Source organism: Cupriavidus sp. GW821-FHT02F09 (assembly GCF_059421605.1).
On record NZ_JBWKVH010000017.1, the window covers coordinates 1 to 25,650 of the forward strand.

A 25,650-nucleotide genomic window follows, 5' to 3' on the forward strand; every position below is an offset into this window, starting at 1 on the left:
CGACTTGGCCTGACGCCAGCACCGTCGCAAACAAAAAACCCCACACTCCGAAAAATGTGGGGTTCGTCAGCAATCTGAAACTGCGCCCATGTGGCGCAGTTTTTTTGCTGACAAAGCGGGATCTGCGTCGTCGTGCTCTGTAGTGTGAGGACGGCCAAAACCCAGCCATGCGACTGGGGTTGGCGAAGGATTTTTCACTTTGTCTCTCAGCGAAAAACTGCTCCGCAAATTAGGGCCTCACGGCGTACCGGCCAGTGTATGCGCAACGGGAAGGTACTTAGCCAAGATGCTCAGCATGGTGGCGGCCTCAGCCTTCGATACCGGGGGAAACGGTGAAACGTACGAGGTACCGTTGCGACGCTCGTGGGCCTTCGTGATGAAGGCAAATTCTTGGGAGTCCACGCCCAGCGAGGTGGACACACGCTGGATGGCTAGGTTACGGCCGGATTCTTTGGTGCGTACCTCATAGAACTCCAGTACGGCCTGGACTACCTGGAAATAGCCTTCGTAGGCCAAAGTAAACACCTGCAGATGTCGGCCAGGGTGTGGACCTATAGTCCGCTGCATTACGCAGGAAGCCTGCGATAGCGCCAGGCGTTGGGGCGACCGCCTCAAAGGCTTTCGTCTCGATAAGGTTTTCGTATTCAGCTGCGCGCGGCATCACAGTACCCTCAGCGTAGGGCCTTGTGCAATCTGGGCCATGATGGGGTCAGACTCTAACAGAGCGGCCCATTCAGCAGGCTCGTACAAAGAGAAGTTGACGGGGCGCAGCAGACCTTGTTCGGCCTTGTGCAAGGCCTCGGATAGCTCGAGCAGAGGGATGCTGCCGACAACAATCAGATCGATATCGCTCTGGCCACCGTCGGTGCGCTTGGCCACGGAGCCAAACACGAACGCTGAGGTGATGTGGTCGGCAAAAGGCGCGAGGGCTTCTTTCAGCGGCTCCACAACGGCAAATGATTTGCGCGCGATACTAAGCAATTCTGGATAGAGGGTGAATTCGGTATTCGCCCGGATGCTTCGTTGCCGGCCTCGTCGGGCGTCTTCCCGAAGTACGCCGGCGGCGACTAGGCGGTCCACCTGTTTTTGAGCGCTTCCGCGCCCACTGTCTGCCAGATGCAGCAGTTCCTGTAGCGTAAAACTGCGGTCAGGCTGCAGCAGTGTGGCTCCGAGCACTCGCTGCAAGCCCGGTGTGAAGAGAAAGTCGGCAAGGCTCACGGTGAATCCTCTAAATAGGGACAAGTGTCCTTATTATAGAGATTATTTGGTGAATCCTCAATAGAGGGATTTATGTCCCCATTTTGGGGATTAAATAGAGTAGTCAGCCGACGAGCCTGGCGATGCCGACACCGCTGATGTGCTTACCGAAGTCTCGCGCGGCATCGACCAAGAGCTCTGGATGGCCGAGGCGCAACTCGCCGGGGCCCGGGCCAAGCTCGCGTCAGCCAGCGGGTGGTGCCAATAGAACGGCCTCCACGCGCCGGCGCAGCACCGGCAGCAAGTCCCGCGCAAACCAGTCGTTGTGCTTGAACCAGCCCTGGTTGCGCGGCGATGGGTGCGGCAGCGGAATAAAGCGCGGCCCATGCGCGCCAAAGCCCGCCACGGTAGGCGTCACGCCACCGCGCGCCGCCGCTCCCAGGAAACGCCGCTGCGCATACTGCCCGACCAGCAAGGTCAGCTCGATCTCCGGCAGGCGTGCCAGCAGCGCATCCATCCACAACGGCGCGCATTCCTTGCGCGGCGGCAGGTCGCCGCTGGCGCCACGGCCCGGATAGCACAGGCCCATCGGGATGATGGCAATGCGCGCGGCATCGTAGAACACCGTCTTATCCACGCCCATCCACTCGCGCAGCCGGTCACCGCTGGGATCGTCCCAGGGAATGCCGCTGGCATGCACGCGTGTGCCTGGCGCCTGGCCGACAATCAGGATGCGGGCGCTGGCGGCTGCTTGTACCACCGGGCGGGGACCAAGCGGGAGGTGCGCTTCGCACAGGCGGCAGGCGCGTACCTCGGTCAGCAGGGTGTCGAGGTCGGTCTTGCCCTCATCGCTTGCGGCGCAGGCAGCGACGGACGCTACGGGAGTGACGGGAGTTCCGGGAGTTCCGGGAAGGACGCGCTTCATGTCCGGCAAACGTGAACGGGATAGTCGTGCCGATGGCGCCCAGTGTATGCAGTTCGGCGAGGTTTGCCAAACAAGGCAGGTGCGCAAGGGGGTGCAATGACCACAAAAGGTGGCCGGGCGGCCACGGAGCCTTTCCAGATTGCGCAAGCGGGCCGCGCCGAAGCACGGCCCACCCGCGTGGCGCTTCCAATCAGAAGCGGTGACGCATGCCCACGCCAAAGCTGTCGCCGTGCGACTGGTCGCTCAGCTTGTCGTAGAAGTACGCGGCATACACGTCGGTGCGCTTGGACAGGTTGTAGTCGTAAGCGAGGCCGGCCGTGTTGCGCTTGAAGTCCGCGACACTGTTCTTGGTCTTGTCGTACGCATAGGAAACCAGCACGCTGCCGTTGCCCACCGGGATCGAAGCGCCAACCTGGCCGTTGGTGTGCTTGATGTCGCCCGTGGCGTTGTTGACGTCGCTCTTGATGTACTGGCCCTGTGCGAACAGCTTGACCACCTTGAAGTCGTAGCTCACGCCGACCTGCACGGCGTTCTGCTTGTCGAAGCCGGCCAGCGCCGTGGGCGCGGTCACATCGCCCGGGGTGCTGTTGAACTTGACCTGCTGGAACGCTACGGTGGCGCCGAAGTTGCCGTTGAAGTAGAGCACGTTGCCGCCCCACTTGTTCTTGCCGACGCTGCCTGCCTGCTCGCCGAAGGAGTAGATCGCGTTGGCGGTCAGGCCGCTAAAGTTCGGCGTGGAGTACACCAGCGAGTTGCTCCAGCCCGAGTCGCCGATGATGCCCGGGTCATAGACGCGGCCATTGCTGGCCGAGAAGTAGGTGTGGAAGATCGCCGGCGAGAACACGTAGGAGTCCACCAACGGGTTGAACAGGATGGTCGAGATGAAGTAGGGCGTGGTGTTGCGCCCGAGCTTCACCGTGCCAAGCGTTGCGCTCTGCAGGCCGACAAAGGCGTTGCGGGTAAACAGCGCATCGCCGTCGAAGCGTCCTTGCTTGCCGGTGTCCGGGCGCAGGAAGCCGTTCAGGTCGAAGATCGCCTTCAGGCCGGTGCCAAGATCCTCGGTGCCCTTGATGCCGAAGTACGAGGTTTGCATGCCGCCGCTGTTGACGCCGTAGGCGCGGTCCGCACCGCCGGCCTTGGTGGCGCCGACATAAGCGTCAACCATCCCGTAAAGCGTGACGCTGGATTGCGCCATGGCGTTGCCGCAGATCAAGGCTGCTGCCATGACTGCCAGTTTCACGACCGGCTTGAAATTGTGTTGCATAAAGACCTCCGTGGTTGACCCGTTTTCTCTCGTTGCTGGCTCTGTCGCATTCACTGGGCACGACAACACCCCTCCGGGGGCAAGCCCCGGCTATCTAAAAGCGCGTGCTCCTGAAATGGCTGGCGCGGGATGGCGCCGGTACGCTAGCGCCGCTGGCTCATGCTTGCTGCCAGCTCACGTGCGCGGCCACCACCTGCCAGCCTTCGGGCAGCCGCACCCAGCTCTGGCTCTGGCGGCCCAGGCGCGGCTCGCCGGTGCGGCGAAAGGCGATATTCGCGACGGCGAAATCGTCGCCGAAGGTGGTGACGCTGCGCTCGGTGATCTCGCGGGCGAGGCCGTTTGCCGGGCGCGCCGCGCGGAACGCGCGGATGGCCTCGATGCCGTAGAGGTTTTCGCCCGCGCCGTAGCGCAGCGTGTGCGGGCTTTCCCAGAACAGCCGGCCGAGCTCGGCGACGTCGTTGCCCACCAGCGCCCGTTCATAGGCGTCGAAGGCGGCTTCCACCTCGGCGAGGATGGCGGGATCGTTGATTCTCATCTTGCTTTCGTGGGTATCCGGAGCGGCCCGGTAATGCTGCCTGGCATGACTGCGATGGATGCAGTTTGCGGCAATTCGATTGCATACAACCAGCACTTATTTCTTCTCATGGCGCACGCAATTTGTGTGCACTCGCTGTTGCATGTGCCGGCTCGCCGTGCAAGCCCCGGCCACGCATCAGGCGGCCTCGGCCAATGGCTGGTGCAGGCCGGTCAGCGCGGCCTTCAGATGCTCGGCAAACGCCGCCGCCGCGGGCGGCAGGCTGCGGCCCTTGCGCGCGCCCAGCACCAGCCGCCCGCCGCACAGCTCGGGGTCGGACAGGGGCACGGCAATCAGCGTGCCCTGGCGCGTCTCGCGCAGCGTGCCGGCCTGGAACTGGAAACAGATCGCGCCGGTCTGGCGCGCAAAGCTCTTCAGCATCTCCACCGTGGTGGCTTCCAGCATCACCCGCAGCGACAAGCGGTTGCGCGCGCAGATCGCCTCGATCAGCCGCCGGCTGCCAAAGCTCTCTGGCCCGAGGGCCACGGGATAGGGCTGGCAATCGGATAAACGCAACGTGCGCCGGCTCGCCAGCGGATGGTCCGGGCGCATCATTGCGCAGAAGGGCTGCGCGGACACCGCCAGTTCGTGCAGGAAGGTTGTCGGGGGCGGGTCATGCGCCAGCAGCAGGTCGGCCTCGTCTTCCTTGAGCGCGGCCAGCAGGTCGCCGGAGTTGCCTACCGCTACGCGAAACTGCACGCCGCGGTGGGTGGACTGGTAGCGGCCAATGACTTCAGGCAGGAAATCGGTGGCGACGGACTCGACCGTCGCCATGCGTACGGTGCCCCGCACCAGCCCGCGCAGCTGCTCCATCTGCGCGGCGGCCGAATCCAGATCCGCGAGGCTGCGGCGCACGGTGGCGATCAACACCTCGCCAGCCGCGGTCAGCCGCACGCCGCGGGGCAGGCGCTCGAACAACGCCGTGCCGATATCCTGCTCCACCTCCAGGATCTTCCGGTTGAGCGCGGTGGAGGCGACGTGGAGTTGTTCGGCGGCCTTGCGGATCGACCCAACGCGGGCCACGGCGTCAAGATAGAGATAAAGGCGGGGCGGGTGGAGCATGGCGGCGTGCGCTCGGGCGCTAGTGAGAACGATCCGCTCTTACTAGCAAGGATCGTGCACGCGCCGACGCTACGCGGGCAGCCCGGTCCCTGTGACAGGGCCAACGCCATGGCCAAAGCCAGCGCCAGCGACGGAGCCGCCGCCATGGCAGGGCAACGCGACCTGGCAGTAGAGCTGGCGCAGCGCGCCCAGCGCCGACGCCCGGTCCTGCTCCGTGGCATCGCCCAGCATGAGGCCGGCAGCGTGCGGGGCCACCGACATCACAAAGCGCAAGCGTTCAAGCCGGGCCGCTTCAAACGTCGCCAGCCAGGCGCGCGGGCTGGTCTCGCCCCCGGCCAGCGAAGTGGCGATCAACTCGGCGGCGCTGCAGGCATCCTCGATGGCCTGCGCCACGCCCTGGCCAAGCGGTGGCGCCATGGCGTGGGCGCTGTCGCCCAGGTACATCACCTGCGCATGCGGCTCGGCAAAGCGGATGCCGCACGCCTGCATGCGGTACCAGCAGATGGCATCCACATTGGCGCAAAGCGTATCGATCAGCCAGCCAGCCTGCGGCCCCGGCCTGGCGTGTGCGGGCGTGTAGGCGGCGCGTAGCGCCTGCGGGCCGATGCCCGCGTGAGGCGTCTTTTGCGTCTTTTCGCCGGGGGCCAGCGGCAGGCTGCCGGCGATATTGATCCGCCCGTCCGGCAAGCGGAAGGCCAGCAGGCGGTTAGGGCCGTTGCACCATTGTTCGTAATCGTCGATCCGGCCGGCGCCGGCGTCCGGCACCAGGAGGCGGAACAGCAGGGCACCAAGCTGGTGCATCCGGGGCTGGCTGTCAAACGCGCTTCGGATCGGCGAGTCACGGCCATCGGCCGCGATCAGCAGGTCGATGTCGTCAAGCCGGTGTTGTTGGCCATGCTGTTCCCAGACGACGTAGCTGCGTGCCGGATCCTGCGGGCTGGCGCCGCACGCCAGCAGCTTGCAACGGTAACGCACGGTGTTGCCGGCGGCCTGGCGCAGCACGCGGTACAGCGTGGCGCGCAGGATGCGCACGCCGCCATGGTCCGCCACGCGTGTGAGCGGCAGGTCCAGCAGCACCTCGCCGCTGCACAGCGACACACGCCAGTGATCCCAGGGCAGGCCGGCCTCGCCAATGGCGCTGGCCAGCAGCGGGTCGCGCATGTGCAAGGCCTTGATGGCGTTGGGGCCGATCACCAGCCCGGCACTTGCCTGGTCATCCGGTGCAACCTGCTCCAGGCAGGTGACTTCCAGCCCGGCTTGCATGGCCAGCGCGCGGGCCATGATGCTGCCGGCCACGCCGGCGCCGACGATGACAATGCGTTTGGTGGGGATCCTGGGCGTCATAAGCGTCATGGGCGCCAGTTTGCGCAAAAGGACTGCACGCAACCAGCACCGATTTGGTCTCATGGCGAGCGCGCATTGTGTGCGCTCGGCGGGGAGAAGCCATCAGCCAGAAGCCGCCCCCGCCGAGACTGTGCCCGGCTTAAGGCACGACCGACAAGAACAGGTACGCCGCCAGGATGACCAGGTGCACCACGCCTTGCAGCATGGTGGTGCGGCCCGAGTGCAGCGTGAGCGTGCTGACCAGCAAGGTCAGCGCAAGCAGCACGGTTTCCGTCGGGCCCAGGCCCAGCGTCAGCGGCTTGCCAACCGCGATAAATACCGCGGCCACGGTGGGAATGGTCAGCCCGATGCTGGCCAGCGCTGAGCCCAGCGCCAGGTTCATGCTGGTCTGCAGGCGGTCGGCGCGCGCGGCGCGCAGTGCGGCCAGCCCCTCGGGCAGCAGCACCAGCGCGGCAATCACGATGCCAACCACGGCCGGCGGGGCGCCGGCACTTGCTACCGCCGCTTCCACCGTGGGTGAGAGCAGCTTGGCCAGGCCGACCACCGCCACCAGGCACACCAGCAGCATGCCGCCGCTGGCGAGCGCGATCTTCGTGGGCGGGGGCGGGGCGTGCACGCTTTCGTCGGAGGTGCCTTCCACCAGGAAGTAGTCCCGATGGCGCACGGTCTGCACAAAGACAAAGCTGCCATAGAGCACCAGCGAGGCAATGCCCGCAAAGGCCAGCTGCGACTGCGACAGCATTGGCCCGGGGATTGCGCTGGTGTAGTTGGGCAACACCATGGTGAGCACGGCAAGCGCGGCCAGCACAGCCAGCGCGGCGGTGGCGCCCGGCGCCTGGAAAGCCTGCTCGCGATGGCGCAGGCCACCCACCAACAGGCAGATCCCCACGATGCCGTTGCACACCAGCATGGCCGCGGCAAACACGGTATCGCGCGCCAGCCCGGCCTTCTCGGGGCCGGCGGACAGCATCACCGAGACGATCAGCGCCACTTCGATCACGGTCACGGCAATCGCCAGTACCAGCGTGCCAAAGGGCTCGCCCACTTTATGCGCGACCACCTCGGCATGGTGCACCGCTGCAAATACCGAGCCCGCGAGCGCCAGGCCGGCCAACACCAGCAGCAGCGCCTGACCGGGCGCGGCCATGCCCGCCCCGAGGATGCCCCAGGCTGCCAGCGGCAGCCACAAGGTCCAGGCAGGCAATTTATTCGACGTCAATGGCATCCGATCTCCCTTTCTTGTTGATGAAATGTGTGGATTCAGCTTTTTTGTGATTAATGAGGCGCGTCCGGGCTGACGAGAAAGTGCCGTCCTTAGTGGGCTTGCTGGCCGTTTTCCCCTTGGCGTCCTATTGTGGTTCAGCTTGGGGCGGCAGCGATCCGCTCGGGCGGCAGCGCGCATGTAAGGCAATCGCATCAGGGATTCAGTTCCCTGAAATTCGCTTAAATTAAAAGGAATTGAAGGTTTATTTGCTGGATTTGGCGGGGATTTGGCGGTTTTGTCCTGTGGTCCGGAACCCCTGGGCGCCACAAGTCGTGAACCCGGCCGGCCATTCTAGCGTCGCACCATGGCAGCACAAGCGTTTCCGGACGCGCCGCAAGCGTCCCATTACCGGTGCGGCGAATGCCGCGCCTTTCCCCCCTCGACGATGGAGAACGCTCATGAAAAAGTACGGATCGGCTAAATGGCAAGGCGGCATCAAGGACGGCCAGGGCAGCATCTCGGCAGAGAGCGGCGTGCTCAAGGATGCGCCCTACGGTTTCAAGGCGCGCTTCGAAGGCGGCCCCGGCACCAACCCAGAGGAGCTCATCGGGGCGGCCCATGCGGGATGCTTCTCCATGGCGCTGTCCCTGATCCTGGGCGAGGCCAAGATGGTCGCCGAGAGCATTGCCACCAAGGCCACGGTCACGCTCGACAAGGACGGCGCCGGCTTCACCATCACCGCCGTGCACCTGGACGTGACGGTGCGCGTCCCGGGGGCCGACAAGGCGGCGGTAGAGCAATGCCTGCAAGGGGCCAAAGCCGGCTGCCCGGTGTCCAAGCTGCTAAAGGCGGAGATCACCATGGATGCCAAGGTGGAAACCTGATCCGGCCACGGCGGGTGCCAGGCCCGGTGTCCGGTCAATATCTCAACAGGCCAGCAGGCCAGCAGCCCAATAGGTCGGGCGTGGCCATCCTGGCTACCTATAATGAAGATTCGCCGTCCCGCGCCGCACCTGGCGCGGGACCGCGCGGGCGTTCAATGGACTGAACGCGTCTCCTATATCCAGACCTTCCAAGATAAGGCAGACATCATGCATAGCAGTGAAGCAGTCCTGACTCAGGCTAGGGCGGCCATCGCCCACGTGCCTTTCCACAGCCATCCCATCCATCCCACCATCCACCTGCGCCTGAGCGACGGCGCGCTGATTCTCGAAGGCGAAGTCCCCGATATTGTCGACAAGAGCCGCGTTGCCGCGTCGGTACGCCGTGTCGACGGTGTGTCCGCCGTGATCGATCACCTGCGCGTTGCCGATGGCGGCGCGGCGGTTGGCGACGGCGAACTGCGCAATGCCATCTGCGTACGGTTGCTGCAGGCGATCGATTTTCGCAATTGCCGCATCTGCGCGCATGCCAAGGGGAGGATCGAACCCGTGCGCGAAGCCGTTGGCGAGTCCAGCGGAGAGATCGCCATCGAAGTCGTCGACGGCGTGGTGACCCTGCGCGGCCACGTGATCAGCCTGTCGCACATGCGCCTGGCCGGTGTGCTGGCGTGGTGGTCGCGAGGTTGCCGCTGCGTGGTCAACGAGCTGGTGGTGGCCCCGGCCGAAGCCGACCGCGACGACGAAGTCACGGAAGCGCTGAAGCTGGTGCTGGAGACCGACCAGTTCGTCGATGCTGACCGCATCCGCGTGCAGACCAAGGACCGCGTCGTCACGCTCGAAGGCTACGCCACCACCGAGGCCGGCAAACGCCAGGCGGAGCGCGATGCCTGGTACGTGCATGGTGTCGAGGACGTGGTCAACCGCATCGTGCTGAGCAACTAAGCGCCACTACTGCCAACAGCACGTCGCGGGTTTGCAGGTTCGAAAGTTCGCAGGTTCACAGATTCAATCGCCGGATCGGATCATGCCGTGCCCGCCGGGCGCGGCATGTCCTCCACGCGCCAGTAGCGCCGCTGCGAGCGCAGCGCAAAGCGCGCCCGGTAGCTCGACATCGACATCCCCGTTGCCCGCTGGAACAGCCGCCTGAACGCCGCCGCATCACTGTAGCCGCAGGCTTCGGCCACCGCCTGCGAGCCATGCAGGGTCACTTCCAGCAGGGTCTTGGCACGCTCCACGCGCAGCCCGTGCAGGTATTCCAGCGGCGTCATGCCACTGACCTGCCGGAAATGCCGCAGCAAGGTCCGCTCGCTCACGGCCGCCGCCTGGGCCACCAGCGCCAGCCGGTACGGCGTATCCACGTTGGCCTGCAGCCAGCGCATGGCACGGTAGACGGGGCTGTCGGCGGTCTTGCTGAGCCAGCGTTGCGACACCAGCTCCGGCGTGAGCTGCTGGCGCTCGGCCTGGTACAGCAGCATGCGCGAACAGGTCTGCGCCAGGTCCGGGTCATGCAGGTGCCCCAGCACGCGCAGCATGAACTCCGTCTGCAGCGCCGGCGCCACGCAGCCAAACACGCGCTGGTGCAAGCCCATCGGCTCGCTCGCGGAAAAATCGCAGCGCGGATAGCGCTGGCTCATCCAGCTCTGGAAGGTCCACGGCGCGCCCATGCGCGCGCCATCCAGCAGGCCCAGCTCCGCGGGAAAGGCGATGCCGCTCGCACCCGCCGCGATCCATCCGCCCGCCTGCGCGTGCCGCTCCAGCAAGCGCAGCGCCTGGCCGGCGCCGCCCAGGATCTCGCCCAGGTGCGGCGCATTGCGCGCAAGCACGCCCGGCACCACCACCAGCGCATTGCCGTCTTGCGTGGCGCGCCGCCGCCGCGCGGGCTCCAGCCCCAGGGCGGGCAGGGCCAGCGCGCGGCCTGACGGGCCAATCACGGTCCAACTCAGGTCGCGGTCCGCATCCGGGCGTTGCAGCCGGGCCACCCCGGCCGCGGCGCGCAGTACATCCAGCGCGCCGAACAGCATGCCGGGCATGGCCTCGGGCAACCACAGCAAACGCACGTGCAGCGGCACGGGGCGCCTGGCGGAGGGCGGCTCGGGCAGGGCGGTAGTGGCAGAAGAGGGAGGCATGGCGGGATCGGCATTCCAATTGGCGGGATTGATCCTACCTTGGCGCGCCCGCAAGGGCTAGCATCGTCGCTCGGCGAACCACCGCCCTAACCACAATAACGAAGCAAGCAACAGGAGACTTCATGCAGCCATCCCTGCGCCGACTCACCCATACCGCTGTAGCAGCGCTCGCGCTGGCCTTCGGGGCAGCCGGCAGCGCACGCGCCGCGGACACGCAATTGCTGGACGCCGCCCGCGCGGCCGAGCCCGCGTTGATCCAGTCGCTCAAGGACATGGTGTCGATCGAGTCCGGCAGCACCAATGCGGCCGGCCTGGCGCAAATGGCCAGCTTCACGGAAGCACGCCTCAAGGCGCTGGGCGCGACCACCGAGCGCATCGCCGTGACGCAAGGCCCCGGCACCATGGTCAAGGGCACGCTCACCGGCACCGGCAAGCGCCGCATCATGCTGATCGCGCATATGGACACGGTCTACGGCCCCAACACGCTGGCCACCCAGCCGATCAAGCTGGACGGCAACCGCCTGTACGGGCCCGGCATCGCCGACGACAAGGGCGGCATCGCGGTCATCCTGCATACGCTGGCCATCCTGCAGGCAGCCGGGTGGAAGGACTATGCGCAGATCACCGTGCTGTTCAACCCGGATGAGGAAGTGGGCTCGCTGGGTTCCGGCGACACCATTGCCAAGCTCGCGGAGCAGCACGACGTGGTGCTGTCCTGCGAGCCGTCCGCGGGCTCGGTGGTCATGAAAGGCCAGCCGCTGCTGCTGGCCGCGGCTGGTGTCGCCACGGCCACGCTGGATGTGAAGGGCCGCGCCGCGCATGCGGGCGCCGCGCCGGAGCTGGGCCGCAACGCGCTCTATGAACTCTCGTACCAGATGCTGCAAACGCGCGAAGTGGCCAAGGACGTGCCGGGCGCCGCGCTGATCTGGACCCAGGCCAACACCAACGGCCCGCTGAACCAGATCACCGAAAAGGCCAGCGCCGTGGGCGACGTGCGCCTGACCCGGCCCGATGCGCAGGACAAGCTGCAGGCCGCGCTGCAAGCCAAGGTCAGCGCAAGCAAGCTGGTTCCCGACACCGAAACCACGGTCAAAGTCATCTCCGGGCGTCCACCCTACGTGAGCGACGCGCGCAGCCGCGCGCTGGCGGCAAAAGCCCAGGCGATCTACAAGGAGATCGACCGCGAGCTGACGCTGGTGCCGCAGACCGGGGGCGGCACCGACGCCGGCTTCGCCGTGCGCTCGGGCAAGGCCACGGTGCTGGAGAGCTTCGGCCTGGCGGGATTCGGATACCACGCCCGCGACGAATACATCGAGATCGACTCGATCGTGCCGCGGCTCTACCTGATGTCGCGCATCCTGCAGGAAATCGGGCGCAACTAAGGCGCAACTAAGGCGCTCCGGCGCGGGCGGCAGCGCCCTTGCGCAGCCGCCCGCGCCCGCGCTAGCATCGCCCGGCAGGCCGCCCGGCCTGCCTTCACAACGATCCAATCCTCCACAGGAGACACCATGCATCCCTCCCTGCGCCGGCTGACCCAGGCGGCCATCGCCACCCTGATCCTTGCCACCGGCGGCGCCTACGCCGCCCACGCCGCCGACGCCCAATTGCTGGCCGCAGCCCGCACCGCAGAGCCCGCGGTGATCCAGTCGCTCAAGGAGATGGTGTCGATCGAGTCGGGCAGCGCCAACGCGGCGGGCCTGGCGCAGATGGCCAGCTACACCGAAGGCCGGCTGGCGGCGCTGGGCGCCCGCACCGAGCGCATCGCGGTCACCAAGGGCCCGGGCATCATGGTCAAAGGCACGCTGACCGGCACGGGCAAGCGCCGCATCATGCTGATCGCGCATATGGATACGGTCTATCCGGCCAACATACTGGCAACGCAGCCCATCAAGCAGGACGGCAACCGCCTGTACGGCCCCGGCATCGCCGACGACAAAGGCGGCATCGCGGTGATCCTGCATGCACTGGCCATCCTCAAGGCGGCCGGCTGGAACGACTATGCCGAGCTGACCGTGCTCTTCAACCCCGACGAGGAAGTCGGCTCCATCGGCTCCGGCGAGACCATCGCCAAACTGGCCGACCAGCACGACGTCGTGCTGTCGTTCGAGCCGACCGCAGCCAAGGCCGTGGTCAAGACCGAGGCCCTGCTGATGGGCGCCAGCGGCACGGCAACCGCCGTCATGGAAGTAAAGGGGCGCGCCTCGCACGCCGGCGCCGCGCCGGAGTTGGGCCGCAATGCGCTGATCGAGCTGGCCTACCAGCTGCAGCAAACGCGCGACGTGGCCAAATCCGTGCCGGGCACCCAGCTCAACTGGACCACCGCGCAGGCCGGCGAGGTCCGCAACCAGATCCCCGAGCACGCCACTGCCATCGGCGACGTGCGCACCACGGTCAAGGACGGCGCCGGCAAGCTGCAGGCCGCGCTGCAAAAGAAGGTGGACGAAGGCAAGCTCGTCCCCGACACGCAAACCACCGTGACCATGGAAACCGGCCGGCCGCCGTTTGTCGCCAACGCGCGCGGCCGCGAACTGGCGCAGCGCGCGCAAGCCATCTACGCCGAGCTCGACGGCCGCCAGCTGGCACTGGCCGAAGGCACCGGCGGCGCCACCGATGCGGGCTTCGCCGGGCGCTCCGGCAAGGCGGTGGTCGTGGAGAGCTTCGGCCTGGCGGGCTTCGGATACCACGCGCGCGATGAGTACATCGAGATCGATTCCATCGTGCCGCGCCTGTACCTGCTCACGCGCATCCTGCAGGAAATCGGGCGTAGCTGAAGCCGCGCCCGGCTTGCGCGCTAAAGGATCGCGGACATCTGCCGTTAATGGAGGTAGTCGGAGATAGTCTGAATTCCGTTCTTAGTGAAATGTATCTGTTCTGATAATTCCTATTGATTAAGGCGCCTAGGACTAGGATTAGGAATGTCTTAATCCTAGTCCTAATCCTAGTCCTAATCCTGGGCGTTGCCTTTTATCCCGGCGCTAATAACACGCCGCGCGTCTGCTTTTCAATCCCCCTTCAGTAGGTCAAAGCGCGCCCTGCGCTGCGAAATCTCCCGCAATGCCGCTTGCAGCCGCCGATTGGCGGTGAGCAGCGGTGTGCAATGCCCGCTCTTGTGCGCTCGCAATACCCCTCTATTCGTACGTGTCCGATTGACCGCATTGCCGTCATCATTAAATATTGTCCACACATTCAAAGAGGGTGACGGTTGTCGCCAGTCATTCCGGCAAGGGTGCCAGTCATCAGAAAAGCACCGCTAATCCAGGGTCTATCCAATTATGAACAAGGGCAGTTTCCGCCTGGTCTACAGCAGGCATCGCGCGATGCTGGTCGCCGTTGAAGAATCGGCCGCCAGCATCGGAACAGGACAGCAAGGCGGCGCACGCGCGCAACGGCGCCGCCGCCGCGCAGGGCAAGGCCCGGCGCCTGGCGCATCGCTGGCATCGATGGCGGCCGCGCTGCCAGCCATGCCGCGCGCGCGCTTTGCCTCGTTTGCCTCAACTGCCTCGTTGGCCTCGGTTGCCCTGCTTGGGCTGGCTGCCCCGGCCACGGCCCAGATCGTGGCGGACCCCAATGCCGGCGCCAACCGCCCCGGCGTGATCCAGACCAGCAACGGCCTGGCGCAAGTCAACATCACGCGGCCCTCGGGCGCGGGCGTGTCCACCAACGCCTACACCCAGTTCGACGTGCCCAAGGGCGGCGCGATCCTCAACAACTCGCCCACCATCGTCTCGACCCAGCAAGCCGGTTTCGTCAACGGCAACCCCAACCTGCTGCCGGGCCAGAACGCGCGCATCATCGTCAACCAGGTCACCAGCGCGCTGCCCAGCCAGTTGCGCGGCTACCTGGAAGTGGCCGGCGCCCGGGCTGAAGTGGTGGTGGCCAACCCCAACGGCATCATGGTGGACGGTGGTGGCTTCATCAACACCAGCCGCGCCACACTGACCACCGGCGTGCCCGTGTACGGCGGCACCGGCAGCCTCGACGCCTTCCGCGTCACCGGCGGGCAGATCTCGGTGCAGGGCACCGGGCTGAACGCCGGCAACGTCGACCAGGTCGACCTGATCGCCCGCAGCGTCACCGCCAATGCGGCCATCTATGCCAACAACCTCAACGTCATCGCCGGCGCCAGCCAGGTAGACCGCGCCACGCTGGCCGCCACGCCCATCGCCGGGACCGGTCCCGCGCCGGGCATCGGCATCGATGTCAGCCAGCTAGGCGGCATGTATGCCAACAAGATCCTGCTGGTCGGCACCGAGGCTGGCGTGGGTGTGAGCCACCGCGGCGTGCTGGCCGCGCAGGCCGGCGACCTGACGCTCAGCGCGCAGGGCCGGCTGGAACTCGCCGGCAAGACCAGCGCCAGCGGCAACCTCGCCATCGCCGCGCGCGAAGGCGTGGAGAACAGCGGCACCATCTATGGCGCGCAGGCGGTCTCGCTCGATACCGCGGGCGCGCTCGGCAACAGCGGCACGCTGGCGGCGCAGCAGGGCTTGCGCGTCAACGCGGGCAGCGTGGTCTCCAGCGGCACGTTGGGCGCGGGCGTCAATGGCGACGGCGCGATCGGCCAGCAGGCGGACCTGAGCGTGGTGGCGGCCGGCACGCTGTCGGCCAGCGGCAAGCACCTCGCGGGCGGCAATGCCAGCCTGCAGGGCACGGCGCTGCAGCTCGCCGGCAGCCAGAACGCGGCGCTGGGCAACCTCAGCCTCGCCGCCAGCGCGGGCGACATCAACCTCAGCGGCGCCAGCAGCCAGGCGGGCGGGGCGCTAAGCGCCAATGCCAGCGGGGCGCTCGTCAACGACCGGGGACAGTTGACCAGCCAGGGTGGCACCACCATCACGGCCGGCAGCGTCTCCAACCAGGGCGGGCGGATGCTGGCGCAAGGCGCAGCCACGCTGCAATCGGCCGGCGCCGTTAACAATCAGCAAGGTGAGTTGCAGGCGGGCGGCGCGCTCGCCGTCAACGCCGGCTCGCTGGACAACAGCGCGGGCCGCCTGGCCTCGCTGGGCGCCGGCGGCCTGGCGGTCACCACAACAGGCACGCTGGCCAATGCCGCCGGCACCACGGCCAGCGGCGCCAAGGGCGGCGTGATCGGCGGAAACGGCGATGTGCGGCTGAAGGCCGGCGCGCTGGCCAATGCCGGCGAGATCAACGCGCGGGCCAACGCCAGCCTGGACGCCAAGTCGCTGGACAACAACCGGGGCAGTGTGACGGCCGGTGATGCGCTCACGGCCACCGTGGCGGGCGCGGCCAGCAATCGCCAGGGCACGATGTCAGGCGCCACGCTCAATCTGACGGCCGGCTCGCTCGACAACGCCACGGGCCGCATCGAAGGCGACCTGGTTGGCGTGCGCACGGCGGGCGATCTGGCCAACCGGGGCGGCGCCATCAACCAGTTCGGCAAGGCAGACACCCGCATCAGCGCGGGTGGCGTCCTGGACAACACCTCGGGCACGCTGGCCACCAACGGCAAGAACCTGACCGTGGATGCGCAGTCGCTGTCCAACGACAGCGGCCGCGTTGCGCACGCGGGCGACGGCACGCTGGCCGTGACCAGCCGTGGCGCGCTGGGCAATGCCGCGGGCACCATCCAGACCAACGGCGCGCTGGACCTGCGGGCCGCCGGCGCGGTGACCAACGCGGCCGGCCGGATCGAAACCGCCGGCACGCACAGCGCAATGTCACTTGCCGCCGCGAGCGTGGACAACACCGCCGGGCGCATCGTCAATGCGGGCGATGGCTTGACCCGGGTCCAGGCGCAGCAAGCCTTGGTCAACGCCAATGCGGGCCGGATCGGCGGCAACGGCAAGGTGGAGCTGGCAGCCGCCACGCTGGCCAATCATGCACAGATCACCGCCAAGGGCGATGCCAGCCTGGATGCACAGTCGCTGGACAACGGCCAGGGCAGCATCACGGCGGGCGAAGCGCTCACGGCCACTGTGTCGGGCGCGGCCAGCAATCGCCAGGGCACTCTGTCCGGTGGTGTCGTCGACCTGTCGGCGGCGTCGCTGGACAACGCCGCCGGCCGCATCGAAGGCGATCAGGCCGGCATCCGCACCACAGGCAATTTGTCCAACAACGGCGGCGCCATCAACCAGTTCGGCAAGGCCAATACGGTCATCAACGCGGGTGGCGCCTTCGACAACACCGCGGGCACGCTGGCCACCAACGGCAAGAACCTGACGGTGGACGCGCAGTCGCTGGCCAATGACGGCGGGCGCATCGCGCACGCCGGAGACGGCGCCCTGGCGCTGACGAGCCGGGGCGCGCTGGGCAATACAGCCGGCGCCATCCAGAGCAACGGCGCACTCGCCGTGCAGGCGGCCTCGCTGGACAACACCCGGGGCAACCTGTCCGCGCAAGGCGCCGCCAGTGTCACCACGGGCGCGGACCTGGTCAACCGCCAGGGCACGCTCTACGGCCAGTCCGGCCTGTCGCTCAGCAGCCAGGGCCAGGTGGACAACACCGGCGGCACGGCGCAGACCAGCGGCGATTTGTCGGTCGCAGCCGCTGGCACACTGAGCAACGCCGCCGGCACGCTCACCGCCAACGGCGCGCACGGCAAGGCCACCGTCTCCGCATCCGGCATTGACAACCGCGGCGGGCGGCTTGCCAACGCGGGCGACGGCGCCACCACCATCACCGCCGCCGGCGCGCTGGACAACACCAGCGGCACGCTCGGCGGCAACGGCGACGTGACCCTCGCCGCCACCGATCTTGCCAACGCAAGCGGCGCGCAGATCGCCGCGGCCGGCGCGCTCACGCTGGGCGTGACCCGCAGCGTGGACAATCGCAGCGGCAGGATCTACGGCGCCAAGGGCCTGACCCTCAACCAGGCCAGCACCACGCTTGCCAATGAAGGCGGCAACGTGCTTGGCGGCACCGACGTGCAGCTCACCGTCGCATCCATGACAAACCAGGGCGGCGCGGTACGCGCCAACCAGGACGTGGGCGTATCCAGCCGCGCCGGCACCGTCAGCGGCAGCGGCGAGATGACGGCGGGGCGCAACCTGACGCTCAACGTAGCGGGCGACTATCTCAACGACGCCGCCAACAAGCTGCGCGCCGACGGCGACCTGCAACTGCGTGCCAGCGGCGCGGTCACCAACACCGGCACGCTGGCGGCCGGCGGCAGCCTGGCCGTGCGTGGCGCCAATGTGAACAATGCCGCCGGCGCCGGCATCAACTCGCAGGCCACCACCGTCCAGGCCGACGGCACCATCACCAACGCCGGACGCATCGAAGGCAATGCCGTCAACACCATCAGCGGCGCACTGGCCAACACCGGCGCCGTGATCGGCAACACCGTGCAAGTGCAGGCAGCGGACGTGAGCAATACCGGCCCGGCCGCCGTCATCGCCGCCGCGCAGGACCTCAAGATCCATGCGTCAAACGCCGTCTCCAACCTGGACGGCGCGCTGATCTACAGCGCCGGCAACCTGCAGATCGCCCGCGACGGCACGCGCGACCCGGGCACCGGCATGCTGGCCAACCAGGTTGGCGTGCTCAACAACCGCTCGGCAACGATCGAGGCAGACGGCGATATCGACATCGCCGCGCGCACGGTCAACAACACGCGTACCAGCATCGTGACGGAGGCGGGCACGCCGCAGACCACGACGACGCAGACGCTCTCGCTCTGGCTCGCCGGGCTGGGTGACGGAGAAACCAATGGTCACTTAAGTGCCACGTTCCCCGGATGGGCCTGGCGCACTACGGCGGCAAGCATCAGCGGGGACATGGTCAACGCGCTGCGCGCCCCGGTCACGCTCGAAGTGCCAAAGTCCAAGGTGGTCAATCTCAATACCACGGCCAAGACGCTTTCCTTCACGGAGCCGCCCTTTGAGACATACGGCGGCTACTTCGGCCCGATCTGCAACGACAACGGCTGCACCGGCGGAGACGGTCCGGGCGGGCGCCCGTTTGCCACCAACCCCACCCAGTACTACCAGGACATCCAGGATACCGGCACCACCTACAGGATCACCTTCTGGCCTGACTGGGACCCTGCCAAGCACCTCCGCCCGGACCAGGTGCGCGTGCGCTACGACCTCGGCCCGGACGTTCACGACTACAGCGAGACTTCCCGCACCACCGTCACCACCGTCGCCACCGACCGCCTGGTCAGCGCCACCGCGGCAGCCAAGGTCCAGGCCCAGGGCTCGATCCGCATCAACAGCGACGGTGGCAGCATCCTGAATCAGTCGTCCATCATGGCCGCCGGCGGCAACCTGTCCCGGCGCGCCGCCGGCGGCGGGGTACAGGACGTCGGCACGGTGCTCCAGCAGACGGTCAGCACCACCGACACCTCCACGTTCTACTGGCACCAGAAATCCGGCGGCAACAGCGATGAGCAAACGGTGCCGTATCCGACCACGCCCCAGGCGCCCACCACGGTAGCCGCGCTGCCGGCCCTTGCCACCGCCAACCAGGCGGTGCAGACCACCGCGCAGGACATCACCGTCGGCTCCGTCAACCGCGTCGGCCAGACTGTCACTGGCAGCGGCGTGGCCGGCGGCAGCGCCTCGGGCACGCAGCTTGACAGCCTCGCGGGCACGGCCGGCGCCGCGCCAACGCTCGGCGCCGGCCCCGTCGCGGCCGCCACCGGCACCACCAACCGCCCGCAGACGCTCGGCACCGCCGCCGGCGGCATCCCCAACCTGACGCTGCCCGTCAACGGCCTGTTCACGCTGCGCCCGGCCCCGGCCACGCCCTACCTGATCGAGACCGACTCACGCTTCACCCAGTACAAGACCTTCCTCTCCAGCGACTACATGCTGGGCGCCCTCGGCCTGGACCCGCAGCAGGTGCAAAAGCGCCTCGGCGACGGCTTCTATGAAGAAAAGCTCGTCCGCGACCAGGTCACGGCACTAACCGGCCGTACCTTCCTGGCCGGCTACACCGACCAGCTGAAGGAATACCAGGCCCTGATGAACAGCGGCGTGACCTACGCCAAAGCCTTCGGCCTGTCCCCCGGCGTAGGCCTGTCCGATGACCAGATGCGCCAGCTCACCACCGACATGGTCTGGCTGGTAGCGCAAGAGGTGACGCTGCCCGACGGCACGCATCAATCGGTGCTGGTGCCCAAGGTCTACCTGGCGCAGTCCAACGCCGTCGACCTCAACAGCACCGGCGCGCTCGTCACCGGCAACAGCGTCGCGCTCAATGCCACCGGCAACGTCAACAACAGCGGGCGCATCGTTGGCGACGTCGCCACGCAGGTGCTTGGCAACAACATCGTCAACCGCGGCGCCATTGGCGACACCACCGGCACCACCGTGGTCCAGGCCCTGCAGGACGTACGCAACCTGGGCGGGCGCATCGGCGGCCAGGACGTCCTGGTGCAAGCCGGGCGCGATGTGGTCAACGAAACGCAGACCGTCACGGAAGTCCGCACGATCGGGCCCAACGGCTACAGCACGGGCGCCACGGGCGTGGCCGCGGTGGCGGCGATTTCGGCAACCGGCAACGCCGTGGTGCTGGCCGGGCGCGACGTCACCCTCAGCGGCGCCGTGCTCGAAGCCGGCAAGGGCGCACTGATCGGCGCCGGGCGTGACCTCACCATTGGCGCGGTCACCCTCGGCACCACGCAGGACGCTGTCTCGCGCGGCGGCCAGAGCTATGCCCACGACAAGACCAGCACGGTGGCCGGCAGCACGGTGCAGGCAGGCGGCAATGTGGTGGCGGTGGCCGGGCGCGACGCCGCGCTGGCGGGGTCCAAGGTGGGGGCGGGCGGCGATGTCTCCCTGATCGCCGGGCGGGATCTCACCGTCACGGCGCTCAAGGACACCACCGCCCACAGCGAAGGCTCGCTGGGCGGCAAGGGCGCGTCCTACACGCAGTCCGCCTACGACGAAACCGTGCGCGGCAGCACCGTGCAAGGCGGCACCAGCGCCACCCTGGCAGCCGGGCAAACAACGCTGGCAGCCGGCCTGCTGGAAGCCAACGGCATCACCGCCGCCGCGCCGGTCACAGGCACGGGCAAGGGCAGCGTCACGCTGACCGGCTCGGAAGTCAGCGCCGGCAAGCCCGGCGTGAGCGGCTCCGGCGTCAGCATCGTCGCCACCCAGGACATCACCATCGGCGAAGCCCGGGAAGTGCACGACGCCAGCTACGATGGCCGCAGCAGAAGCAGCGGACTGCTCTCGCGCAGCTCCAGCCACGACCAGACCAGCAGCCATGCCGACCTTGGCGTAGGGAGCCTGGTCAGCGGCGACACCGTGCGCGTGACCGCCGGCAACGACCTCACCGTGCGCCAGAGCGGCATCGCCGCCACCGACGGCGTAGCCCTGGCCGCCACCAAAGGCAACGTGCTGATCACCGCCGGCCAGAACACCCGCGAAGAAAGCTACGCGCACGAGCAGAAATCCTCCGGCCTCTCCGCCTTTGCCGGCAAGGGCGGCATCGGCGTCTCGGCAGGCAGCAACCAGGCCAACAGCGCCGGCCACGCACTTGCCGTCACCCAGAGCGATGCGCGCAGCACGGTGGGCGCCACCAACGGCAATGTCACCATCAGCGCCGGGCGCGATGCCACTATCCTCGGCAGCGACCTGATCGCCGGGCGCAAGGAAGGCAACACCACTGCCGGCCATATCGACATCCAGGCGCAGAACATCGCCGTGCTGGCTGGCGTGGACCACATCACCCAGGAAAGCAGCCAGAGCAGCCGCTCCAGCGGCCTGTCCATGGCGCTCACCGGCACGCCGCTCGACACGGCGCGCAACCTCCAGGACATCCAGCGCAACCCCAGCACCGTCACCCGCGCCAAGCAAACGCTCAATGAACTCGGCGCCGCCGCCTTCACCGCGCCGCAGGTGGGCATCACCTTTGGCAGCAACCGCAGCAGCAGCCAGGTGGAGACCGAATCGATCTCTCAGCGCGGCAGCCAGCTCACCGGCGCCGGCGATATCCGCCTGCGCGCCACCGGCAACGGCGACAAGGACGCCAACGGCAAAGCCACCGACGGCAATATCCTGATCGCCGGCAGCACCGTCAGCGCCGGCGCTGCCGCCATCCTCGACGCCCAGCGCGACGTCCTGCTGCAAGCCTCCACCGACAGCTACCGCGAAGCCACCAGCTCCAGCAGCAGCGGCTGGAGCCTGAGCACCGCCGCGCTCTCGCTTGGCGATGTCGGCCGCTTTGTCGGCGGCGGCCCCAACAACGGCGGCGTCTCCATGCTGCCGTACGGCAACCAGAAAGCCAGCGCCAGCGGCGACGCCAGCGCCGCCCGGCAAAACGCCACGGTGGTCACCGGCAATACCGTCGCCGTCAAGGCCCGCAGCGGCGACATCACCATCGCCGGCAGCGGCCTGTCCGCCGAAGGCGACCTCACGCTAGCCGCGCTGCAAGGCAAGGTCGACATCCTCTCCGGCCAGGACAGCAAGACCAAGCGCAGCGACAGCAGCAGCCGCCAGATCGGCGACCTGGGTGGCACCGGCTACACCGGCACCGTCGGCATCCGCACCGAGTCCCACCACCTGGACACGGCGCAGACCACCGAAAACACCATCCGCAGCCAGGTGGTCAGCCAGAATGGCAGCGTCACCATCAGCGCCAAGGACGACCTCACCGCACGCGGCGCCGACATCGCCGCCGGGAAAGACGTCACGCTGATCGGCAAGAACGTGGTGCTTGACCCCGGCAAGGACACCGCAAACAGCCACCAGGTCGACAAAACCAGCCAGTACGGCGTCACGCTCGCCCTGTCCGGCTACGCGGTAACCGCCGCGCAAACCATCGAGAACGCCGCCCGCGGCATGGAAGACAGCAAGAACGACCGCCTGCGCGGGCTCTACGCGGCGCAGGCCGCGCTCGCGGTCGCCAACGGCGTCAGCACCGTCCGGGACCTCGCCAGCGGCGGCACCGGCGGCACCGCGCTGATCAAAGCCACCGTCAGCATCGGCGGCGGCAGCTCCGAGTCCGAATCCCGCAGCCAGGCCAGCGCCAACCAAGGCACCACCGTCAAGGCCGGCAACGCCGTCACCGTCGTCGCCGCCGGCTCCGGCGGCAAGGACGCCAACGGCTACGCCACCGACGGCGACATCACCGGGCGCGGCGTACAGATCGACGGCAAGTCCGTCACCCTCAGCGCCGCCCGCGACGTCAACCTGGAAAGCGCGCAAGACACCGCCAGCCAAAGCAGCAAGAGCGGAGGCAGCAACGCCAGCATCGGCGTGGGCCTCGCACTCGGCGGACAGCAAAACGGCTTCACGCTTGAACTCGCCGCCAGCCAGAACAAGGCCAAGGGCGACGGCGACTCCGTCACCAACCACAACAGCCATGTCAGCGCCAGCGACCAGCTCACCATCACCAGCGGGCGCGACACCAACCTCAAGGGCGCGCAAGTCACCGGCGACACCGTGCGGGCAGACGTGGGGCGCAACCTCAATGTAGAAAGCCGGCAAGACACCGACAACTACCACAGCCGCGAATCGTCATCCGGCTTCCAGGCCAGCCTGTGCGTGCCCCCGATCTGCTACGGCACCACGGTCAGCGGCAGCGTCAGTGTGTCGAGCGGCAACACCGACAGCACCTACAACTCGGTCAGGGAGCAAAGCGGCATCTACGCGGGCAATGGCGGCTTCCAGGTCAACGTCAAGCAGAACACGGACCTGAAGGGCGCGGTGCTGGCCAGCACCGCTGACGCTGGCAAGAACAGCCTCACCACCGGCACGCTGACCACTAGCGATATTGAGAACAAGGCGGAGTACAGCAGTAGTTCGTCGACCATTGCCGGCAGCTTCACCGCCGGCAAGAGCATGCCCGACGTCAAAGACGGTGACACCCTGGTCAAGGCGCACACCGAATGGGGCAACGGGAACCTGCTGCAGAACGGTGTCAACTCCCTGGCAGCCACAGCAGCAGGCAATGCGCAAAAGCCCATAGAAGGCAGTGCCGCCGGCACTACCAGGAGCGCCATTGCCAATGGCACGGTGACCATCACCAATGCCGAGGCACAGAAGGAGAAGACTGGCAAGACGGTGGAAGAAGTGCTTGCCAGCTTGAATCGGGATACGGATGGCGCTAACCAGGCTCTCGATAAGATCTTTGATGCGAAGAAGGTGAAGGAGCAGCAGGAGGAGAACAAGGTCCGGACCGAATTGGTGCAGCAGTTGGCGCCGATGGTTTATGACAAAGCAGGAGACCTTCTCCAGGGCCAGCCCACGGCGACCAAGGTGGCTGTGCACGGCCTTCTGGGCGGTCTCATGTCAATGGCGATCGGCGGAAACTTTGCGGCTGGCGCAGCAGGCGGGGCCGCCGCCAAGCTGGCAGTGGAGTCATTCGGCGCTCAACTGCTTGGTATGGAAGGCGTCAGCGTAGAAGACAGAAAGGCGCTGGTGCAGCTTGCAGGCATGATCGTTGGCGGCCTAGCAGGCGGTGCTGCCGGTGGATCCGGCTCTGACTTGGCTGTGGGCGGTAGCGTTGGCAAGGTTGCCACGGAAAACAACTATCTGAAGCACCAAGAGATACTTGATTTCACGAAGGCAAATCAATCCTGCACGGCAAGCGGTAACGCAGAAGCTTGCCGGGAGCGCGATCGGCTCGTTGCACTTGACAAGCAACGTGATGCAGCTCTGTCAGCCTGCGCGGGGAGCAGCAGCGCGATTTGCACAGGATTGCAACAGGAAGTTCGCTCCGCCCAGGCCGAGATCCTTCGTAAGCGGGACGACACCTTCGGTGCATTCGGCGTGAGCCCGGTCGACTACATTCTGCTTGCCATGAACACAGAGGCGCAGGCGGCGGGAACGATGTCGAAGGTCGATCGCCTTGTCGGCACCGCTACCGGCGCCGGGCATGCAATTGCCCAGGGACTTGCTGACATGGCAAAGCTGGCGGGCACCGTCGTGGCCTCAGGGATGGGTGACCAGAAGGCGGGTGAAGAGTTGCGAGGCACGATCGATGGATTGGGTCGGCTTCTGGCGAATCCGACAGCCTGGGAGGCGTTGATAGCTAGTGCTACGGCTGAGCAGAGGGAGAGACTGGCGTCGGCCTACGAGAAGGGAGACGCCAAGGAAATTGGGCGAATCGGTGGTGAGTTGGTTACGTATTTGCCGTTCGGTGGCGCTGCCGGCGTAGTCAAGACAGCGACAACGGCGGCGGAGGAGGCCGCAAAGGCGGCAACCCTCGGAAAGGGCGTGGGGATCACTGGTGAAGTCACTCTTCCCGGCATGAGTCGCCCCGTTCGTCCGCCAAATCCAAGTTTCCCGCCGAACCAGTCTGTGCTTGATGCAATGGGTACAGCACAAATGCGGGATATGGTAGCGAATACGCGTTGCACTGATTGTTCAGAGATTGCGTCGCGTCTGCTTGACGCCGCTGGCGGGAAAGGTGAAATATTGGAGGTTCGGTCAAGTAAACCTCATAACTTAAATATATTTGAGAACGGAAATAACTTAGACGGACTATCCTATCATCAGATCTATACTGATGGCCGCTATGTGTATGATCCTCGTATTTCGAAAGAAGCAATTCCATTGGGGGACTGGGGGCAACATATGAGAAAGATGAATCCAGATGGAATAACAATTTCTAAAAAATTAATAGGACTGCAATAATGGAAACCGATGATACAAAGCAAGGGCGGGAGTTACTTGATTTTATTGAAAAGCTTGGTCCGCTCGCCTGGCAAAGATTTGAGTCTAGATATCCAACTTTCAAATTTAAAGGCCAAGATCCAATAAGCGAGGATAGATCGAAAGTTCCGCCTTTTACTAGTTTTAGATTTGTAGTTGAGAACTCTGAGACAATATCAAAAATCAGATTGGGTGTGGATACATTTGAGGGGAATGTCAAGTGGGTAATTGTGGGTCATTCCCGGGACTTTTTTCCGGGCACCACAAATTGGATGATTTGCCCAAAACTCATTATAGATGTGTCGGAAATGGCGCGAGATATCGGAATTACACCGGAGCAATACGTAGAGGAAAACTATCCAGACTTCGGGCCGTTGGCTTATGCGGATCTACGTGAGTTGGCCGAGCATTTGAAAGCAGTGTTTTCGAAATAATAGCTGCGTGAGTCCAGTTAACGTTGGCTGTGCAATATTAGTCAGGTATTCCGGGCATCCGGATATTTCTGGATG

Annotated in this window: 15 protein-coding genes; 6 read left to right on the plus strand and 9 right to left on the minus strand. The window is 66.3% G+C overall.

Annotated elements, in window-relative coordinates; all coding sequences use genetic code 11:
- Nucleotides 1–237: 237 nt before the first annotated feature.
- From AC07XB_RS19685 to AC07XB_RS19720, 8 genes are all read right to left on the minus strand, one after another.
- The gene (locus AC07XB_RS19685) at nucleotides 238–516 is read right to left on the minus strand and encodes a hypothetical protein (RefSeq protein WP_492372093.1); all 279 of its coding nucleotides are present in this window, start codon (nucleotides 514–516) and stop codon (nucleotides 238–240) included.
- 144 nt (nucleotides 517–660) lie between these two features.
- Nucleotides 661–1,218, minus strand: coding sequence for a nucleotidyltransferase domain-containing protein (locus AC07XB_RS19690; RefSeq protein ID WP_492372094.1), 558 nt, complete (start codon nucleotides 1,216–1,218; stop codon nucleotides 661–663).
- Between the two features lie 223 nt (nucleotides 1,219–1,441).
- Nucleotides 1,442–2,122, minus strand: coding sequence for a uracil-DNA glycosylase family protein (locus AC07XB_RS19695; protein WP_492829477.1), 681 nt, complete (start codon nucleotides 2,120–2,122; stop codon nucleotides 1,442–1,444).
- A 190-nt stretch (nucleotides 2,123–2,312) separates the two neighbouring features.
- On the minus strand, nucleotides 2,313–3,386 hold the full coding sequence (locus AC07XB_RS19700) for a porin (protein WP_492372096.1): 1,074 nt from the start codon (nucleotides 3,384–3,386) through the stop codon (nucleotides 2,313–2,315).
- Nucleotides 3,387–3,543: 157 nt separating this feature from the next.
- The gene (hpxZ, locus tag AC07XB_RS19705; RefSeq protein WP_492829479.1) at nucleotides 3,544–3,921 is read right to left on the minus strand and encodes an oxalurate catabolism protein HpxZ; all 378 of its coding nucleotides are present in this window, start codon (nucleotides 3,919–3,921) and stop codon (nucleotides 3,544–3,546) included.
- A gap of 177 nt (nucleotides 3,922–4,098) precedes the next feature.
- Nucleotides 4,099–5,022, minus strand: a complete 924-nt coding sequence (locus AC07XB_RS19710) for a LysR family transcriptional regulator (RefSeq protein WP_174428014.1) — start codon at nucleotides 5,020–5,022, stop codon at nucleotides 4,099–4,101.
- 69 nt (nucleotides 5,023–5,091) lie between these two features.
- Entirely contained in the window at nucleotides 5,092–6,375 is a 1,284-nt protein-coding gene (locus tag AC07XB_RS19715) for an FAD-dependent oxidoreductase (protein ID WP_492829481.1), read from the minus strand.
- A 130-nt stretch (nucleotides 6,376–6,505) separates the two neighbouring features.
- Nucleotides 6,506–7,591, minus strand: a complete 1,086-nt coding sequence (locus AC07XB_RS19720; protein WP_492387135.1) for a calcium:cation antiporter — start codon at nucleotides 7,589–7,591, stop codon at nucleotides 6,506–6,508.
- Nucleotides 7,592–8,028: 437 nt separating this feature from the next.
- Here AC07XB_RS19720 and AC07XB_RS19725 point away from each other — a divergent pair, with 437 nt between their 5' ends.
- Complete coding sequence (locus AC07XB_RS19725) at nucleotides 8,029–8,454, plus strand: OsmC family protein (RefSeq protein WP_150988105.1); 426 nt, start codon at nucleotides 8,029–8,031, stop codon at nucleotides 8,452–8,454.
- A gap of 207 nt (nucleotides 8,455–8,661) precedes the next feature.
- Nucleotides 8,662–9,393 (plus strand): BON domain-containing protein, encoded by a 732-nt coding sequence (locus AC07XB_RS19730; RefSeq protein WP_183032701.1) that lies wholly within the window; start codon nucleotides 8,662–8,664, stop codon nucleotides 9,391–9,393.
- An 80-nt stretch (nucleotides 9,394–9,473) separates the two neighbouring features.
- On the opposite strand, the gene AC07XB_RS19735 is transcribed toward AC07XB_RS19730, so the two are convergent.
- A complete protein-coding gene (locus tag AC07XB_RS19735) occupies nucleotides 9,474–10,577 on the minus strand; it encodes a GlxA family transcriptional regulator (protein ID WP_492829483.1) in 1,104 nt (367 codons plus the stop codon).
- 122 nt (nucleotides 10,578–10,699) lie between these two features.
- On the opposite strand from AC07XB_RS19735, the gene AC07XB_RS19740 reads away from it, so the two are divergent.
- From AC07XB_RS19740 to AC07XB_RS19755, 4 genes are all read left to right on the plus strand, one after another.
- Nucleotides 10,700–11,959: a M20/M25/M40 family metallo-hydrolase gene (locus AC07XB_RS19740; protein ID WP_492829485.1), complete on the plus strand. Its 1,260-nt coding sequence runs from the start codon at nucleotides 10,700–10,702 to the stop codon at nucleotides 11,957–11,959.
- 126 nt (nucleotides 11,960–12,085) lie between these two features.
- The gene (locus AC07XB_RS19745) at nucleotides 12,086–13,348 is read left to right on the plus strand and encodes a M20/M25/M40 family metallo-hydrolase (protein WP_492829486.1); all 1,263 of its coding nucleotides are present in this window, start codon (nucleotides 12,086–12,088) and stop codon (nucleotides 13,346–13,348) included.
- Between the two features lie 501 nt (nucleotides 13,349–13,849).
- Nucleotides 13,850–25,123: a hemagglutinin repeat-containing protein gene (locus AC07XB_RS19750; RefSeq protein WP_492829487.1), complete on the plus strand. Its 11,274-nt coding sequence runs from the start codon at nucleotides 13,850–13,852 to the stop codon at nucleotides 25,121–25,123.
- Nucleotides 25,123–25,575, plus strand: coding sequence for a hypothetical protein (locus tag AC07XB_RS19755; RefSeq protein WP_492829489.1), 453 nt, complete (start codon nucleotides 25,123–25,125; stop codon nucleotides 25,573–25,575). The genes AC07XB_RS19750 and AC07XB_RS19755 overlap by 1 nt, the downstream gene beginning before the upstream one ends.
- Nucleotides 25,576–25,650: the final 75 nt, after the last annotated feature.